This window comes from Methylobacterium sp. ME121 (genome assembly GCF_000974725.1).
Lineage (GTDB): Bacteria > Pseudomonadota > Alphaproteobacteria > Rhizobiales > Beijerinckiaceae > Methylobacterium > Methylobacterium radiotolerans.
Map to the genome: position 1 here is coordinate 1 of NZ_BBUX01000102.1, position 16,575 is coordinate 16,575.

Below are 16,575 nucleotides of genomic sequence, written 5' to 3' on the forward strand. Positions count from 1 at the left end.
GGTGAGCCTGCTGGCCCATCTCGACCGGGAGCCGGCCACCCCCGATCAGGCGCGGGCGATCTTCGGGTTGACGCCGCCGGGCGGTTGAGCGGCCGATCGCCGCCGCACACCCGTCATCACGACCGTGGCGCTGCTGGATCGCTCCGCTCGCGAAGACGGCGGTGTCGTCTCGCGTGGTGAAGGCTGTCCCTGACGGATCGCCGGCATCCTCACGCGCACCCGTTCCAGCCGCGATCCGCCGCGGATAGTCTGCCTTCGGAAACGTCCCGAGCGGCGATCAACGCGGCCGGGAGAGATTCGACAGGGAGAGAGACATGCTGCTCCGCCACCGCGCCGCGGCGCTGCTCGGGAGTCTGTGCGCGCTCGGCGCCGGCGCGGCGCTCGCGGCCGACCTCGTGCCGGTGAAGATCGGCGTGCTGAACGACCGCTCCGGCGTCTACTTCGACTCCACCGGCGAGGGCTCGGTGGTCGCCGCCCGGATGGCGGTCGAGGATTTCAAGCCGGAGGCGCACGGGCTGAAGGTCGAGGTCGTCGCCGCCGACCACCAGAACAAGCCCGATGTCGGCGCCTCCATCACCCGGCAATGGTACGACCGCGACGGCGTCGACGCGGTGTTCGACGTCCCCACCTCCTCGGTGGCGCTCGCCATCGCGCAGATCACCAAGGAGAAGAACAAGGCCTTCATCAACTCGGGCGGCGGCACCGCCGACCTGACCGGCCCGGCCTGCACGCCCAACACCGTGCACTGGACCTACGACACCGCGGCGCTGGCCAACGGCACCGGCAAGGCCATCCTCAAGCGCGGCGGCAAGTCCTGGTACTTCATCACCGCCGACTACGCCTTCGGCCTCGCCCTTGAGCGCGACACCAAGGCGGTGGTGGAGAAGAACGGCGGCAAGGTCGTCGGCGGCGTGCGCACGCCGTTCCCGAACCCGGACTTCTCCTCGTTCCTCCTCCAGGCCCAGGCCTCGGGCGCGCAGGTGATCGGGCTGGCCGATGCCGGCCTCGACGCCGCCAACGCCATCAAGCAGGCGCACGAGTTCGGCATCCGCCAGGGCGGCCAGACGCTCGCGGCCCTGCTGATCGCCATCACCGACATCCACTCGCTGGGCCTGGACGTGGCGCAGGGCCTCGCCTTCACCGCCTCGTTCTACTGGGACCTCAACGACGGCACCCGGGCCTTCGCGGAGCGGTTCGAGAAGCGCATGCCCGGCAAGAAGCCGACCTCGTACCAGGCGGGCGTCTACGCCAGCACGCTCCACTACCTGAAGGCGGTGGCGGCCCTGCACTCGGCCAGGGACGGCGCCGCCGTGGTCGCCAAGATGAAGGAGATGCCGACCGACGACCCGCTGTTCGGCAAGGGCACGATCCGGCCGGACGGGCGCAAGATCCACCCGATGTACCTGTTCGAGGCCAAGGCGCCGTCCGAGTCGAAGGGCGCGTGGGACCTCTACAAGGTGCTGGAGACGATCCCGGCCGAGCAGGCGTTCCGCCCGATGAGCGAGGGCGGCTGCCCGATGCTCGCCGATATGACGGCGAAGTAGGCGCCGGGTCGATCGTTGCGGCACCGCCGTCCTTGCGAGCGGAGCGAGGCACTCCAGACAGCGCGACGCCGACCGTCGTCGCGCGGCCCTGGGTCACTTCGCTGCGCTCGCGATGACGGGGAGGGAGAGCGCAACCGAAGCGTCCGGACGGGAACCGTTCACGCCGCCCCGATCCGATCCAGCGCCGCCATCGCCTCATCCGGGAGCGCGAGCGCGGCCGCCGCGAGGTTCTCGCGCAGATGGCCGAGCGAGGAGGTCCCCGGGATCAGCAGGATGTTGGGCGACCGGCGCAGCAGCCACGCCAGCGCCACCTGCATCGGCGTCGCGCCGAGCCCGGCCGCGACCTCGGACAGCGTGCCCGACTGCAGCGGGCTGAACCCGCCCAGCGGGAAGAACGGCACGTAGGCGATCCCGGCCGCCGCCAGATCGTCGATGAAGGCGTCGTCGCCCCGATGGGCGAGATTGTACTGGTTCTGCACGCAGACGATGTCGGTGATCCGGCGCCCCTCGGCGACCTGACGCGGCGTGGCGTTGCTCAGGCCGATCCGGCGGATCAGCCCCTGGCGCTGAAGATCCGCCAGCACGGTGAGCGGCGCCTCGATCGGGCCCTCTGCCGGCCCGTGGACGTCGAACATCAGGCGCAGGTTGACCACGTCGAGGGCGTCGACGCCGAGGTTGCGCAGGTTGTCGTGGACCGCCTGGGCGAGCTCCTCGGCCGAGAAGGCCGGGTTCCACGAGGCGTCGGCCCCGCGCCTGGCGCCGACCTTGGTGACGATCACGAGCCCGTCCGGGTAGGGGTGCAGCGCCTCGCGGATGATCCGGTTGGTGACGTGCGGCCCGTAGAAGTCGCTGGTGTCGATGTGGTCGACGCCCGCCGCCACGGCTTCCCGGAGCACCGCGACCGCGGCGGCGCGGTCCTCGGGCGGCCCGAACACGCCGGGCCCGGCGAGCTGCATGGCCCCGTAGCCGAGCCGCTTCACGGTGCGGTCGCCGAGGGGGAAGGTCCCGGCCTGCGCGATGTCGGTCATGACGTATCTCCTGTGGGCGCCCCGGATGTAGACGCCCGGTTTTGCGCCGATAAGCCGTGACAATCGGCACGGCCTGTGCGGATTCTCGAACGATGACCCGGGATCTCACCGACCTCGCCGCCTTCGTGACCGTGGCGCGGGCCGGCGGGTTCCGCGAGGGCGCCCGCGCCGGGGGCGGGAGCGCGTCGAGCCTCAGCGAGGCGGTGCGCCGGCTGGAGGCGGGGCTCGGCGTGCGCCTCCTGAACCGCACCACCCGCAGCGTCGCGCCGACCGAGGCCGGGACCCGCCTGCTGGAGCGTCTCGGCCCGGCCCTCGCCGAGGTGGAATCCGCCCTCGACGTGGTGAACGGGTTCCGCGACCGTCCCGCGGGCACGCTCCGGCTCAACGTTCCGCTGAGCGCCGCCCGGCTGGTGCTGCCGGCGCTCGTGCCGCCCTTCCTGGCGGCCTACCCGGAGATCCGCCTGGAGGTGGTGGTCGAGGACGGGTTCGTGGACGTGCTGGCGGCAGGCTGCGACGCCGGCATCCGCTACGACGAGCGGCTGGAGCAGGACATGATCGCCGTGCCGATCGGCCCGCGGCGGCAGCGCTTCGCCACGGCGGCGTCCCCGGCCTATCTCGACCGGCGCGGCCGGCCGGAGCATCCGCGGGACCTCCTCGACCATGCCTGCCTGCTCGGCCGCTTCCCCAGCGGCGCGCTGACGGCGCCGTGGGAGTTCGAGCGCGACGGCGCGATCGTCCGGGTAGACCCGACCGGGCCGCTGATCGTGCGGGTCGGCGCCAGCGACCTCGCGGTGGAGGCCGCGGTCGCCGGCACCGGGATCGTCCACCTGTTCGAGGACTGGCTGCGGCCGCGGCTCGACGGCGGCGCCCTGGAGCCGGTGCTGGAACCCTGGTGGCAGGACTTCCCCGGCCCGTTCCTCTACTACCCCGGCCGGCGGCACCTGCCGGCGCCGCTGCGCGCCTTCGTGGACTTCGTCGGCGCGCAGGCGTCGCGCGCTAGAACCGCAGGGTGAAGCCGCCCGTCACGGCCTGATCCCGCGCGCGGGCGCCGGTCTGGCCCGTGTAGGCCACGCCCAGGCTCGCGTCCGGCGTCACCGCCAGCTCGAGCCCGACCTGCGCCACCAGCGCGTCCCGGTCGATCGGCACCCCCGCGCTCAGGAAGGCCGGACCGCCCGCGCCGAAGGCCAGCAGCGCGGTCGGCACCACGTCGCCGAACGCCCGCCGGTAGCCGACGAGGCCCCGCAGCGTCACCGGCCGGCTCAAGCCCAGGTCCAGGCGCGTCTGCGCCCGAACCCCCACGGTCGCCGCGCCGAGATCGTAGTCCCGCGCGACGCTCGCCAGCGCCGCCGCGCCCCCCGTCTCCGCGAAGGCGCCGCGCCGGATGCCGACATACGCCCCGCCCGCGAACGGCTCGACGGACGCGCCCGCCGGCTGCCCCAGCGCGATCCGCCAGCCGATCTCGCCGAATGCCTGCACCGTGTGGCCGCCGCCGTGCCCGCTCAGCGTGTCCGACAGCCCGTACGCCACGGCCCGGCGGGTGCGCGCGTCCGTCTCGGCGTAGAGGGCGCCCAGCCGCAGCGCCAGCGGGCCGCGTTCGTAGCCGCCGTACAGGCCGCCGAAGCCGCTCTTGAGCGTCGCGCTCTCCGCCCGGCTCAGGCCGCCCACCCGGGCCGCGCTGGCGAGATCGGCCTCGGTGTAGCCGCCGACCACGCCGACGCGCGGCCCGCTGGCCAAGCGCACGTCCGCGCCCGCCGCGAAGCCGGCGATCTGCCGGTTCAGGTCGAAGGCGTTGCCGCCGCCGCCGGCCGTGCCGAAGGCGCCGAAACCCTGGCCCCAGACCCCGAACACCTGCGGGTCGAGCGTAGGCACCGGCACGTCGGCCACCACCGGGGCCCGGCCGGGCAGGTCGGCGGCGTCGGCGGCCGGCAGGCGGCCGTCGTCGAGGCCTGTGCCGGGGCCGCCCCAGCGCAGCCGGTCGAGCACGGCCTCGCGCACGAAGTAGGCGGTCTCGTAGGCGGTGGACACGGTGCCGGCGTGGATGTCGCCGGCCAGCGCCCGGAAGCCGCTACCGGCCTCGTCGGCCGTGAAGGCGACCGCCGCGTCGTAGAGCCGGCCCGATCCGGCGGCCTGGATCGCGTTGGCGGCGGCCGCGCCGTTGCGGCCGGTGGCGGAGGCGGCGAAGGGCACGTCGTTGCGGGTCAGCGTCAGGTCGACCGCGTCGCTCCGGTAGCGCAGGCCCGGGCTGAGGAAGGCGAGGTTCGCGGTCACGCCGGCGAACCGGCCGGAGACGCCGCCGGCGGCGGAGAGGATCGTGTAGGTGGTGCGCGGGTTGTAGGCGCCCGGGGCGGCGCGCACCTGGACGGTGCCGCCCGACAGGGTGGCGGTGCCGGTCGCGGCGATCCGGTCCGCCTGTCCGGCGGCGCCGGCCTCGACCCGGTAGACGGAGCCCGGCGCGAAGGCGACATGGCCGGCGGCGGTGAGGGTCCCGATGGAATTGCCCGGCGCCACGGTGCCGCCCGCGAGCGCGCTGATCCCGCCCAGAGTGCCCGAGCCGCCGAGTTCCGCCCCCGGCAGCACCGTGACGACCGAGTGGGCGAGGGCGCCGTTCACCACGAGCCGCCCGGCCTGCACCGCGGTGGCGCCCGTCAGCGTGCTGAGGCCCGTGAGCGTGAGGGTGCCCGAACCCGTCTTGGACAGGGTCCCGGAGCCCGAGACGGCGTTGGCCAGCGTCCCGTCGGTCGACTGATCCACGACGAGCGCCGCGTCGTCGACGATCCCGCCGGTGCCGAAGGCGCCGGCATGGCCGACGAGCGTCCCGGCGCCGATGGTCGTGCCGCCCGCGTAGGTGTTGGCGCCGGTCAGGACCAGCGTGCCGCTGCCGAGCTTCACGAGGCCGCCCGCGCCGCCGATGTCGTTGCGCCAGACGTCGTAGGCCGAGAAGCCGCCCCTGGCCGCGTCCATCGTGACGGTGACCGTGCCGTCGAGGGCGCCGTAGCCGTCGGCGGCGGCGAACAGGTTGATGCGGTCGTAGCCCAGCCCGTTGTCGAGGAAGCCGCCGGAGGGCAATTCGGTGGTCGCGATCACGTCGCGGCGCTGCGCCGCCGTGAGGTAGGGGAAGCGGGTCGCGAGCAGCGCCTCCGCCCCCACCGGGACCACCGGCGGCCGGTCCGTGGGCCCGACCAGCGGCAGGCCGTAGGTCAGGCGCGCCGTGTAGGCGGCCTTGTCGCGCGCGTAGTCGGAGAAGCGGTCGGTGGCCGGATCCACGGGCGCGTGGGCGCACCGCTCCAAGGGACCGCCGCAGGCCTGGCTCAGGTAGCGCTGCGCCTGCGCGAAGGCCTCGCCCAGCAGGGCCGCGTTCGCCGGGTCGTTGAGCGCCCGGATGGCGAAGGCGGTCGCCAGCACGCGGCCGCCGATCACGTCGGTGGGCGAATGCATGCCCGCCTCGATCCGGTTGTCGCCGAGCTCGCTCGCGCGGGTGAGCAGTTCCTGGAACCGCTGCGGGACCGCGTAGGCCAGGGCGAGGGCCGACAGGTAGGCGGCGTTGGTGTGGCCGCTCGGGAAGCCGCCATCCGTCGCGGGGGTCGGGCTCCTCTCCGGCCCGAGGGAGGGCGGCACGACGAAGCCGAGGCTCTGGCCGTTCAGGCTCTGCCGCCAGGGGCGCGGATAGCTGTAGGCGTCCTTGGCCGGGCCGGTGGAGGCGTTGGTCCGGAACGCGTTGACCAGCTGCACGACCTTCCCGAGGGGCGACGTCGTCACGCCGGCGCCGGTGCCCTGGTCGACGTACTGGACGCGCGACGTGGTCGCGTCGAAGGCCGGGATCGTGGTGGTCGCCCCAGATCCCGCCAGATAGGCCCGGGTCAGCGGCCCGAGGCCGTCGATGACGCTGTAGCTCTGGTTTCGGCGGTCGTCGTCGTAGGCGGCGATCTCCTGCGCCTGGGTCCGCTCCCGCGCCCGCTCGGCGACGATCTGGATGTTGCGCAGCAGGAGGGGCGCCCCGAGGGCCGTGGGCGATCCGGTGTCGTAGGTCTGCCCGGGGATCCAGATCCGCCGGAAACCCGACAGGATGTCGACGCCGTTGCCGGCCGTCTGCGCCTGAGCGCCCGGACCGAGCAGCGCGACCGCCAGCGCGGCGAGTGAGACCCCATATCCCCGTGTCATGACGCGCTCCCCGACACCGCCCCATCCGGCCGGTCGCGCGCCCCATAGCCAAGATCAGCTCCAGCAGATCGTCATAGTTCGTTCAAGATCCGACGTTCCAACGATTCGTATCATCGGAGCAACACTCTGTAAGGCGGCTTATTTTCGGAGATAGACTCTGGATTTGCGAATTTATACCGTTGAATTCGCCCCATCACAGCGGCATGCCGACCATTGATCGCCGTGAACGGCACGGCCGCACCTGAATAGTTGCGTCCGGGGCCGGCCGCCGGAGCCGGAATCGGGGCCGTGCGGGACAGGAGAGGCGGCCCGGGATGCGGCCCGGCAGACCCGGCGCGGGGGCGCCTCGGAACGTCGGAGGGATGCCGCGCGAATCGCCCGGCGGCGCGTGCGGACGCCGCCGGGGGCGGCTCACTGCGGCAGTTCGAACACCGTGAGCTGCCCGCCAGGCGCCGTGTACTGCGACAGGGCCGCGTAGCCGCCGACTGCCCCCGAACCGTCGGCCGGGTCGGTCAGCCCGGCCGCCAGACCAATCCCCGCCCAGCCGCCGACCCCGGAGAGCACCGCCACGTACTGCTTCCCGCCGTGCAGGTAGGTGGTGACGTTGCCGACGATGCCGGACGGGGTCTTGAACCGGTAGAGCTCGTGCCCGTCCCGGGCGTCGACCGCCTTCAGGTAGCCCTCCAGCGTGCCGTAGAAGACCACGTTGCCCGCCGTGGCGAGCGCCCCCGACCAGACCGAGAACGGCTCCGGGATCGTCCAGGCGATCCGGCCCCTGGCGCCGTCCCAGGCGATGAACGCCCCGGTCCGGTCCGAGCCCTCGGGCGGGTGCAGGGTGAGCGTCGCGCCGACATAGGGCTGGCCGGGCGTGTAGGTCACCCGGAACGCCTCGTAGTCCATGCACATGTGGTTGGTCGGCACGTAGAACAGCCGCGTCTTGGCCGAGTAGGCGGCCGGCTGCTGGTTCTTGGCACCCAGCGCCCCGGGGCAGATGTTCTTCGTGGCCTCGTCCTCGTCGGCCGCGCCAGGGGCGTAGCGCTTGTCGACCGCGGGCCGGCCGTAATCGGGGGCGGCGGGGTTCGTCTCCACGCGGCTCGCCCAGTTCACCGTGGGATCGAACTTCTCCGCCACCAGCAGAGCGCCGGTGGCGCGGTCCAGCGTGTAGCCGAAGCCGTTCCGGTCGAAATGGGTCAGCACCTTCCGGGCGCGGCCGTCGATCACCTGCTCGGTGAGGATCATCTCGTTGACGCCGTCGTAGTCCCACTGGTCGTGGGGGGTCATCTGGTAGACCCAGCGGGCGACGCCCGTATCGGCGTCGCGGGCGATGATCGCCTGTGCCCACCGGTTGTCCCCCGGGCGCTGGTTCGGGTTCCAGGTCGAGGGATTGCCGGTGCCGTAATAGACGAGGTTCAGGTCCGGGTCGTAGGAGAACCAGCCCCAGCTGCAGGCGCCGCCGGTCCGCCACTGGTCGCCCTCCCAGCTCCTGAGCGAGGAATCCCTGCCGATCGGGCGCCCGAGCTCGGTCGTCGTCTCCGGGTCGACCAGCATGTCGGCGTCCGGCCCGGTGGCGTAGGCGCGCCAGAGCCGCTGACCCGTCGCCTGATCGTAGGCGGTGACGTGGCAGCGCGCCCCGTACTCGCCCCCCGCGAGCCCGACGATGAGCTTGCCGTGCACCGGCAGGACCGTGGCGGTGTTGGTCTCGCCCCGGCCCGGGTCGCCGTTCCGCACCGACCACAGCACCCGGCCGGTCTCCGGATCGAGCGCCACCACGGTGGTGTCAGCCTGCTGCAGGAACAGCCGCCCGTCCGCGTAGGCGAGCCCCCGGGAGACCGTGTCGCAGCACATCACGGCGATGACGCTCGCGTCCTGCCGCGGCGCGTAGCGCCACAGGATCTTCCCGCCCTGGTCGAGGTCGAGGGCGTAGACCGCGTTGGGGAACGGCGTGTGCACGTACAGGACGTGCCCGACCACGATCGGCGCGCCCTCGTGGCCGCGCAGGACGCCGGTGGAGAAGGTCCAGGCGACCTTCAGGCGCCCGACATTGCCGGCATCGATCTGGTCGAGGGCGGAGTAGCGCGTGTTGGCGTAGTCCAGGGTCTGCAGGACCGGCGACGGGCCGGCCGCCGCCGCGCCGGCGAGGCCGGCGAGCGGCAGCGCCGCGAGGAGTGAAGCACGCATCGACGCCCGCATCCCTGTGATCCTCTTCGCCGCGCGGCCGGCGGCGGGCCGGAACCCCGGCCGGGATCCGCGACGGCAGCCACGGCTCCCCGCGCGAGGGCGCGCGCCTCTACGCGCCTCTACATGCGCTGCTGGACGATGCTCTCGGCCTTCGGGTCCGGCTCGTGTCCGGCCGCGCGGAGCAGCGGCACCACCTCGGCCGCCTCCCGCGCGACGAGGTAGCTCAGGTCGAGGCCCTCGCGGATGAAGCCGTGGCCGCGCATGTGCTCGAACAGGGCCAGCAGCGGCGCCCAGAACTCCGCCACCGAGACCAGCACCACCGGCTTCCGGTGGCGCCCGAGCTGCGCCCAGGTCAGCTGCTCGACCAGCTCCTCCAGGGTGCCGATGCCGCCCGGCAGGGTCACGAACGCGTCCGAGCGCTCGAACATCAGGCGCTTGCGGGTGTGCATGTCGGAGACCACCACGGTCTCCTGGATGTCGGCCAGCATGTGCTCGCGCGCCTGGAGGAAGTCCGGGATGATGCCGGTGACGTGGCCGCCGGCGGCGAGCGCCGCCCGCGCCACCGTACCCATCAGACCGACATCGCCGCCGCCGTAGACGAGGCCCATCCCGGCCTGCGCGACCGCGGTCCCGAGGATCTCGGCGGCCGCGCGGAAGGCCGGGTCGCGGCCGAAGCCGGAGCCGCAATAGACACAGACTGTCCTCACCGGAGCCATCCGGCGTCCTCCTCGCGCGTCCGTTGCGTGCCGTCCAGAACGCGCCCCCGCCCGGCACTCCACGTGCCAAACTGCTGAATTCGCGTGGGATTCACCCGCCTGGGCGGCAGGACGGCTTGGTGTGGGGACCATGTACGGTATTATGGGCGGCGCCGTCGACGGGTTTTCGCGCGGCCGGATGGCCGCCCGCCGGGCGGCGGCAGGATGAGGGGAGGCCTTCGTGGCGATGTCGAGACAGGTGCGGCGCAGTCTCGCCCTGGCGCTCGCCGGCCTCCTCGGCGGACTGGGCCTCGTGCTGGCGCTGTTCGGCGGCGACTCCCTGCGGCGGCTCACCGGCCGCGCCGGCCCCGAGACGTCCGCGTCGTCGGCGCCGGGCGGCAGCCCGCGCGGCCTCGCCGATCCGGGCGCCCTGGCCGGCCGCGCCGACCCGCCGATCGACTTCCGCGACGACAAGCCGGGCCGGGCGCGCCCGGCGCCGGGGGAAGGCCCGGTGGCGGCGCTCCCGCAGGATCCCCGCGCCGGCGCCGCCGGGGCGCCGCAGGCCGGTCCGGGCCGGGACGCCCGCCTGCCGGAGGCGGCCGAGGCGCCGCGCTTCGACATCGTCCGCGTCGAGCCGAACGGCGACGCCGTGGTGGCCGGCCGCGGCGCGCCGGACGCCGCCATCGAGATGCTGGTGGACGGGAAGCCCGTGGCCCGGGCCAAGGCCGACGCCAACGGCCAGTTCGCGATCGTGCCGCCGGCCCTGCCGGCGGGCGCCAGCACCCTCCGCCTGCGCATGACCGGCGCGGACGGGCGCGCGACCGAGTCGCAGCAGAGCGTCGCGGTGGACGTGGCCCCCGGCCGGGACCGCCAGCCCCTCGTGGCCCTGACCGCCCCGGACGCCGCCACCGTCGTGCTGTCGCAGCCCGGCGCGCCCGGGGCGACGGCCGACGCGCAGGGTGGCGCGCAAGGTGGCACGAAGGGTGGCGCGAAGGGCGGCGGATCCGGCACGAGGCCCGGCGCCGAGCCGGGCACCCGGGCCGTCGACGCGGCGCCGGCCGGGGGCGGGGAGACCCGCGCGGCCGCGGCGTCCGGATCGGCGCCGACCCGGATCGCCAGCGTGGACGTGCAGGGCAGCGGCCGCCTGTTCGTGACCGCCACCGGCACGCCGGGGGCGCGGATCCAGCTCTACCTCAACGACACGCTGATCGCCCCGGGCAGCATCGGGCCGGACGGCCGGGCGACCTTCACGATCGGGCGCGGGATCAAGCCCGGGCAGTATCAGGTGCGGATCGACCAGGTCGATCCGGCCACCGGCAAGGTCGCCAGCCGCGCGGCGGTCCCCCTCGCGGTGCCGGAGCCGACGCAGGTCGCCGCCCGGGAGACCGCCGAGCCCGCACCGGCCCCCGCCCAGGAGGGCGCGCGGGACCACGGCGGGCGCGATCGGGCCGCGCTGGCCGGTTCCGGTCGGGACGGGTCCGGGCAGGACCGGCCGGCGGCGGCCTCGCCCCCGGCCGCGGTCTCGAATCCCCAGCTGGCCGACATGGCGGGGCCGGACCGGGTCGGCGCGGTGTTCGTGCCGGAGATCAGCACCGCCCGGATCACCCGCGGCGACAACCTCTGGCGGATCAGCCAGCGCACCTACGGCCGGGGCGAGCGCTACACGGTGATCTACGACGCCAACCAGAACCAGATCCGCGATCCGGACCTGATCTACCCGGGCCAGATCTTCGTGCTGCCCACCGACAAGCGCGGCTGAGCGGCCCCGCCTACTCCACCACCTGATCGTCGCCCGCGAAGGCCAGGCGGCGCAGGCCGCGCAGGGCCCGGTCGAGCTCCTCCCGGGACGGCGAGGCCAGGGCGAGGCGCACCGCGTTCGGCGCGTGGCCGGGATGGACCGCGAAGGACGAGGCCGGCAGGAGGGCGATGCCCTGGCGCAGGGCCGCGGCCGCGTAGGCCTCGGCCCGCCACGTCTCGGGGAGCTCCAGCCAGAGATGGTAGGCCTGCGGATCGCCCACGACCCGCAGGTCGGCGAGCGCGGCCCGGGCGAGGGCCTGCCGGGCCCCGGCGTCCCGGCGCTTGGCCTCGGCCAGCGCCGCCGCCGAGCCCCCCGCCATCCAGTGCATGCCGGCCGCGAGCGACAGGCCGAGCACCGTCCAGGCGCCCTGCCGGACGGAGGCGGCGAGCCGGTCGGTGAGGGACGGCGGCGCGGCGATCAGGCCGACCGTCAGCGCCGGCATCACGCGCTTCGACAGGCTGTCCACGAAGATCACCCGGTCCGGCGCGAGGCCGGCGAGGGGCGGCGCGTCCGCCAGGAAGCTGTAGACCGCGTCCTCGACGGCGGTGAGCCCCGTCCGCTCCAGGACCTCCGCCAGGGCGGCCCGGCGCGCCGGCCCCATCGTGGCGCCGAGGGGGTTGTGCAGGGTCGGCTGGAGATAGACGCCGCTCAGCGGGGTCGCCCGGTGGGCCTGGAGCAGCGCCTCGGGGCAGACGCCCTCGGCGTCCATGGCGAGCGGGATCAGCGTGATCCCGAGCCGCGCCGCGATGCCCTTCACCCCCGGATAGGTCAGGGGCTCGCAGCCGATCCGCTCGCCGGGCGCCGCCAGGGCCGCCAGGGCGGCGGCCAGCGCCTGCCGGCCGTTGCCGGTGAACAGGATGTCGGCGGGGTCGGGGGCGTAGCCCGCCCGGGCCAGGAACCCGGCGGCGATCGCCTGCGCCGACGGCGTGCCGGCGGGCCCGTACTGGCTGAAGCCGATCTGGCCGTCGTCGCGGGCGAGCGCCGCCAGGGTCTCGGCCAGGACGGCCTCCTGCTCGGGCAGGCGCGAGTGGGTCCGCTGCAGGTCGAGGGCCGCCGGGGGCGGCTCCGGACGGAGCAATCCGGCGCGCCCCGGCTCGCTGCGGACGTAGGTGCCGCGCCCGACCTCGCCGGTCACCAGACCCCGGCGGGCCAGCTCGGCGTAGACGCGGCTCGCCGTCGAGACCGCGATGCCCCGCGCGTAGGCGAAGTCGCGCTGCGGCGGCAGCCGCGCGCCGGGGCGGAGCCGGCCCGCCGCGATGTCGGCCGCGAGCGCGTCGGCGACGGAGCGGTAATCCGCGGGGCGCATAATTGCTCCGAGGTCAATGTTTCGATTGATCCGAGGTTTGTATCGGATCAATGCTCCGCCAGCAATCCCGGCCGGACTGCATTCCCGCCACCGGATCGTCTGCGATGCAAGCCGTCACCCTGTCCCCGCCGCCCGCCGCCGCCCGTCCGACGGGCCGTCCGGCCGCGCGCCCGTCCCTGCTCCGCACGTGGCTGCAGCGGATCCGCACCCGCCGCGCCCTGGCGGCGCTCCACCCCGATCAGGCCCGGGACGCCGGCCTCGAGCCCTGGGACCTGCGCGCCGAGATCGCGAAGCCGTTCTGGCGGGCGTGAGACGGGGACATGCACGCAGCGCGGGTGATCCCGCGCGATCCCGGGCCTATATGCGGGTCTCGCGACACGCTCCCCGCGGAACCCCATGACCGACGACACCGCGCCCGCGGCCGGGACGAAGATCCCGGCCGAGCGCCCCGGCCTGATCGCCACCTACCGGCGGCTCTGGCCGCATCTCTGGCCGCACGGCCGGCCCGACCTGCAGCGCCGGGTGTTCCTGGCCTTCGGGCTGCTGCTCGCCGCCAAGCTCGTGACCATGGTGACGCCGTTCACCTTCAAGTGGATCACCGACGCCCTGGTCGCGGCGGTCGGCGGCAAGGACGAGGCCGTGCCCACCGGCCTCCTCGCCGCGCCGATGCTGCTGATCGCCCTCTACGGCGTCTCGCGGATCGCCATGTCGGCGCTCACCCAGGTGCGCGACGGGCTGTTCGCCAAGGTGGCGATGCACGCGGTGCGGCGGCTGGCGCTCCAGACCTTCGAGCACATGCACCGCCTGTCCCTGCGCTTCCACCTGGAGCGCAAGACCGGCGGCCTGACCCGGGTGCTGGAGCGCGGCCGCGCCGGCATCGAGGAATTGTCGCGCCTGATGGTGCTGACCCTGGTGCCGACCATCGTCGAGTTCGTGCTGGTGCTCGGCGTGCTGGCCTACGAGTTCAGCTGGACCTACGCGGCGACCGCCTTCCTGACGGTCGCGGCCTACCTGGCCTTCACCTACAAGGCGACCGAGTGGCGGATCGCGATCCGCCGCCGGATGAACGCGTCGGACACCGACGCCAACACCAAGGCGGTCGACTCGCTGCTCAACTACGAGACGGTGAAGTACTTCGGCGCGGAAGCCCGGGAGGCCGGCCGCTACGACGAGTCGATGGCCAAGTACGAGAAGGCCTCGACGCAGACCTACGTGTCGCTGGCGGTGCTCAACGCCGGGCAGGCGGTGATCTTCACGCTCGGCATGACCGTGGTGATGTGGCTCGCGGCGCGCGACATCCTGGCCGGGCGCACGACGATCGGCGGCTTCGTGCTGGCCAACACCATGCTGGTGCAGCTCGCGATGCCGCTCAACTTCATGGGCATGATCTACCGCGAGATCAAACAGGCGCTGATCGACATCGACGACATGTTCCGCATCCTCGGGCAGAACCCCGAGATCGCCGACCGGCCGGGCGCCGCCCCGCTCGCGGTCGCGGGCGGCACGGTGCGGTTCGAGGACGTGCGCTTCGCCTACAACCCCGAGCGGCCGATCCTGCGCGGCGTCACCTTCGAGATCCCGGCGGGCCAGACGGTGGCGGTGGTGGGGCCCTCGGGCGCCGGCAAGTCGACGCTCTCGCGCCTGCTGTTCCGGTTCTACGAGCCGCAGGCGGGCCGGATCAGCGTCGACGGGCAGGACATCGCGGCGGTGACGCAGGCGTCGCTCCGGGCGGCGATCGGCATGGTCCCGCAGGACACGGTGCTGTTCAACGACACGATCGGCTACAACATCCGCTACGGCCGGGCCGACGCCACCGACGCGGAGCTGCGGGAGGCGGCCCGCCTCGCCCAGATCGACCGCTTCGTCTCGGGGCTGCCGGAGGGCTACGACACGCCGGTGGGCGAGCGCGGCCTGAAGCTCTCGGGCGGCGAGAAGCAGCGGGTCGCCATCGCCCGCACGATCCTCAAGGCGCCGCCGATCCTGGTCCTCGACGAGGCGACCTCGGCGCTCGACTCCTTCACGGAGGCCGAGATCCAGTCGGCGCTCGACCGGGTCAGCCGCGGCCGCACCACCCTGGTGATCGCCCACCGGCTGTCGACGGTGGTCAACGCCGACGCGATCCTGGTCCTCGACCACGGCCGCATCGTCGAGCGCGGCAGCCACGCCGAGCTGCTGGAGGCCGGGGGCGTCTACGCGGCGCTCTGGGACCGCCAGCGGGAGGCCGACGCCGCCCTGGAGGTGCTCCAGCGCGCCGACGCGCCGGTGCTCCCGCCCCGGTCGGGCCGCGCCGCCGTGCCGGAGACCGAGGCCGCGGAGTGACCGAAAGGCGACACGTGGAGAGCGCAGTCCGGGCGGGACGCAACCGGAAGCGGTAAGCGCGGTTTGCCGGTCATGCCGCACTTCTACCTGCACATCCGGGACGGTCAGTGGCTGGTCGAGGATCTCGACGGCGCCGACCTGCCCGACCTCGACGCCGCCCGCGCCGAGGCCGAGCGCTCCGCCCGGGCGCTCTTGGAGATCCAGCAGGTCGACGGCGCGGTGCTGGCCGGGCAGTCCTTCGAGATCGCCGACGCGTCGGGTCAGGTCCTGGCGGTGGTGCCGCTGAAGGACGTGCTCGAGCTGCCGTAAGCTCCAGGGCGCGGGTGGGACGGCCGGGATCGACCGCCCGAGGGCCCCTACGGCCGGCCCCTACGGCCGCGACCGCACCCGGACCCCGAGCAGCTCCTCGAACGGCAGCACCATGGCGCCCTTGTCCCGGTCGCCGTGGCCCTGGCGCAGGGCGGTCTGGTAGGTGGCGGTGGCGGCCGCGGTGACCGGCATCGGGAAGCCGTTCTCCGCCGCGACCGCCGCGGCGGCGACGAGGTCCTTGTAGGCCGCCCCCATCGGGTAGCCCTCGTCGAACTGGCCCCGGAGGATGCGCGGCACGAAGTACTGGGCCGCGTAGCTCCGGCTCGTGCCCGTGGTGACCACCTGGGCGACCTGGTCCGGGTCGAGCCCCATGGCGACGGCCATCGGCAGCACCTCGGCCAGGGCCGCGATGTTGATGTCGTAGAGCACGTTGTTGATCGTCTTGGTGAGCTGGCCGGCCCCGGCCGGACCCATGTGGAGGATTGTCGTGCCGATCCGCTCCAGGAGCGGGCGCACCCGCGCGACCGCCCCGGCCGCGCCGCCGCACATCACGGTGAGCGTCCCGGCCTCGGCGCCGGCCGGCGCGCCGGAGACGGGCGCGTCCACGAAGGCGCGCCCGGTCGCCGCCACCGCGCGGCCGACCGCCAGGGCCTGGGCGTGCGCGACGGTGCTGAGGTCGACCACGACCGCGCCCGGGGCGAGGCGCTCCGCGAGGGCGCCGGTCCCGAGCAGGGCGGCCTCGACCGCGTCGCCGTTCGGCAGGCACAGGAACAGCACCTCGGCGCCGGCGGCCCGGCCGGGATCGGTGGTGGCGACGAGGCCCGGCCCGTCGAGACCGGCGAGGCGCGCCGGGTCGGTATCGATCGCGACGAGCGTCTCGGCACCGGAGGCCCGCTTGGCCGCGAGGTTGCGGGCGATGGGGTGCCCCATCGCGCCGAGGCCGATGAGGGCGAGGCGCGCAGCCATGCGGGTGTCCCTGTTCCGAGTGTCCGGGCGCCCGCCCCTCCGTGCGGGGGAGGCGCCGCGCCAGCATGTCGCCGGACGCGGCCGCCTTCCAGTCCCGATCCCGGCATCCGTGGGAGACCCGTCACCCCGGATCCCATGGCGGCCCCCGGGCCGCGCCCGATCGTCGTGCGACGGCCCGGACGGCGGGCGTCCCCGGCCGGGCCAGCCGCGCCGTGCCGCCTCTCCCGCTCACGGAGACGTCCAACCTCGCCCCGACCTTGACAATATTCCTATT

12 protein-coding genes are annotated in these 16,575 nt (G+C 74.2%); 6 read left to right on the top strand and 6 right to left on the bottom strand.

Annotation, left to right across the window (positions count from 1 at the left end):
• Positions 1–314 precede the first annotated feature (314 nt).
• Positions 315–1,544, top strand: a complete 1,230-nt coding sequence (locus tag ME121_RS30590) for an ABC transporter substrate-binding protein (RefSeq protein WP_059410152.1) — start codon at positions 315–317, stop codon at positions 1,542–1,544.
• 158 nt (positions 1,545–1,702) lie between these two features.
• Here ME121_RS30590 and ME121_RS30595 read toward each other — a convergent pair whose 3' ends face one another.
• Positions 1,703–2,572, bottom strand: a complete 870-nt coding sequence (locus ME121_RS30595) for an aldo/keto reductase family oxidoreductase (protein ID WP_059410153.1) — start codon at positions 2,570–2,572, stop codon at positions 1,703–1,705.
• Between the two features lie 92 nt (positions 2,573–2,664).
• Here ME121_RS30595 and ME121_RS30600 point away from each other — a divergent pair, with 92 nt between their 5' ends.
• Positions 2,665–3,585 (top strand): LysR family transcriptional regulator, encoded by a 921-nt coding sequence (locus tag ME121_RS30600; protein ID WP_012318913.1) that lies wholly within the window; start codon positions 2,665–2,667, stop codon positions 3,583–3,585.
• On the opposite strand, the gene ME121_RS30605 is transcribed toward ME121_RS30600, so the two are convergent.
• The 3 genes from ME121_RS30605 to ME121_RS30615 all read right to left on the bottom strand — a co-directional run bounded on the left by ME121_RS30605 (position 3,569) and on the right by ME121_RS30615 (position 9,624).
• Positions 3,569–6,730, bottom strand: coding sequence for an autotransporter domain-containing protein (locus ME121_RS30605; RefSeq protein WP_059410154.1), 3,162 nt, complete (start codon positions 6,728–6,730; stop codon positions 3,569–3,571). The two genes, ME121_RS30600 and ME121_RS30605, sit on opposite strands and share 17 nt — an antisense overlap.
• Positions 6,731–7,141: 411 nt before the next feature.
• The gene (locus ME121_RS30610) at positions 7,142–8,908 is read right to left on the bottom strand and encodes a methanol/ethanol family PQQ-dependent dehydrogenase (protein WP_071000673.1); all 1,767 of its coding nucleotides are present in this window, start codon (positions 8,906–8,908) and stop codon (positions 7,142–7,144) included.
• 119 nt (positions 8,909–9,027) lie between these two features.
• Positions 9,028–9,624 (bottom strand): LOG family protein, encoded by a 597-nt coding sequence (locus ME121_RS30615; protein WP_012318910.1) that lies wholly within the window; start codon positions 9,622–9,624, stop codon positions 9,028–9,030.
• A gap of 226 nt (positions 9,625–9,850) precedes the next feature.
• Here ME121_RS30615 and ME121_RS30620 point away from each other — a divergent pair, with 226 nt between their 5' ends.
• Positions 9,851–11,362, top strand: a complete 1,512-nt coding sequence (locus ME121_RS30620) for a LysM peptidoglycan-binding domain-containing protein (protein WP_053621181.1) — start codon at positions 9,851–9,853, stop codon at positions 11,360–11,362.
• 10 nt (positions 11,363–11,372) lie between these two features.
• Here the strand turns inward: ME121_RS30620 and ME121_RS30625 are convergent, their stop codons facing one another.
• Positions 11,373–12,707, bottom strand: coding sequence for an aminotransferase-like domain-containing protein (locus ME121_RS30625; RefSeq protein ID WP_012318908.1), 1,335 nt, complete (start codon positions 12,705–12,707; stop codon positions 11,373–11,375).
• Positions 12,708–12,811: 104 nt separating this feature from the next.
• Here ME121_RS30625 and ME121_RS30630 point away from each other — a divergent pair, with 104 nt between their 5' ends.
• The 3 genes from ME121_RS30630 (at position 12,812) to ME121_RS30640 (ending at position 15,335) form a co-directional block, all read left to right on the top strand.
• Complete coding sequence (locus ME121_RS30630) at positions 12,812–13,018, top strand: DUF1127 domain-containing protein (protein WP_053621182.1); 207 nt, start codon at positions 12,812–12,814, stop codon at positions 13,016–13,018.
• A gap of 85 nt (positions 13,019–13,103) precedes the next feature.
• Positions 13,104–15,026, top strand: coding sequence for an ABCB family ABC transporter ATP-binding protein/permease (locus ME121_RS30635; protein WP_059410155.1), 1,923 nt, complete (start codon positions 13,104–13,106; stop codon positions 15,024–15,026).
• A gap of 72 nt (positions 15,027–15,098) precedes the next feature.
• Positions 15,099–15,335, top strand: coding sequence for a DUF6894 family protein (locus tag ME121_RS30640; RefSeq protein WP_012318905.1), 237 nt, complete (start codon positions 15,099–15,101; stop codon positions 15,333–15,335).
• Between the two features lie 60 nt (positions 15,336–15,395).
• Here ME121_RS30640 and ME121_RS30645 read toward each other — a convergent pair whose 3' ends face one another.
• A complete protein-coding gene (locus tag ME121_RS30645; RefSeq protein WP_058607302.1) occupies positions 15,396–16,301 on the bottom strand; it encodes an NAD(P)-dependent oxidoreductase in 906 nt (301 codons plus the stop codon).
• Between the last annotated feature and the right edge of the window lie 274 nt (positions 16,302–16,575).

Excerpts from the sequence above, each read along its gene's own strand:
- ME121_RS30590 (WP_059410152.1), top strand. The coding sequence starts at position 315 with ATGCTGCTCCGCCACCGCGCCGCGGCGCTGCTCGGGAGTCTGTGCGCG.
- ME121_RS30595 (WP_059410153.1), bottom strand. The coding sequence starts at position 2,572 with ATGACCGACATCGCGCAGGCCGGGACCTTCCCCCTCGGCGACCGCACC.
- ME121_RS30600 (WP_012318913.1), top strand. The coding sequence starts at position 2,665 with ATGACCCGGGATCTCACCGACCTCGCCGCCTTCGTGACCGTGGCGCGG.
- ME121_RS30605 (WP_059410154.1), bottom strand. The coding sequence starts at position 6,730 with ATGACACGGGGATATGGGGTCTCACTCGCCGCGCTGGCGGTCGCGCTG.
- ME121_RS30610 (WP_071000673.1), bottom strand. The coding sequence starts at position 8,908 with ATGCGTGCTTCACTCCTCGCGGCGCTGCCGCTCGCCGGCCTCGCCGGC.
- ME121_RS30615 (WP_012318910.1), bottom strand. The coding sequence starts at position 9,624 with ATGGCTCCGGTGAGGACAGTCTGTGTCTATTGCGGCTCCGGCTTCGGC.
- ME121_RS30620 (WP_053621181.1), top strand. The coding sequence starts at position 9,851 with ATGTCGAGACAGGTGCGGCGCAGTCTCGCCCTGGCGCTCGCCGGCCTC.
- ME121_RS30625 (WP_012318908.1), bottom strand. The coding sequence starts at position 12,707 with ATGCGCCCCGCGGATTACCGCTCCGTCGCCGACGCGCTCGCGGCCGAC.
- ME121_RS30630 (WP_053621182.1), top strand. The coding sequence starts at position 12,812 with ATGCAAGCCGTCACCCTGTCCCCGCCGCCCGCCGCCGCCCGTCCGACG.
- ME121_RS30635 (WP_059410155.1), top strand. The coding sequence starts at position 13,104 with ATGACCGACGACACCGCGCCCGCGGCCGGGACGAAGATCCCGGCCGAG.
- ME121_RS30640 (WP_012318905.1), top strand. The coding sequence starts at position 15,099 with ATGCCGCACTTCTACCTGCACATCCGGGACGGTCAGTGGCTGGTCGAG.
- ME121_RS30645 (WP_058607302.1), bottom strand. The coding sequence starts at position 16,301 with ATGGCTGCGCGCCTCGCCCTCATCGGCCTCGGCGCGATGGGGCACCCC.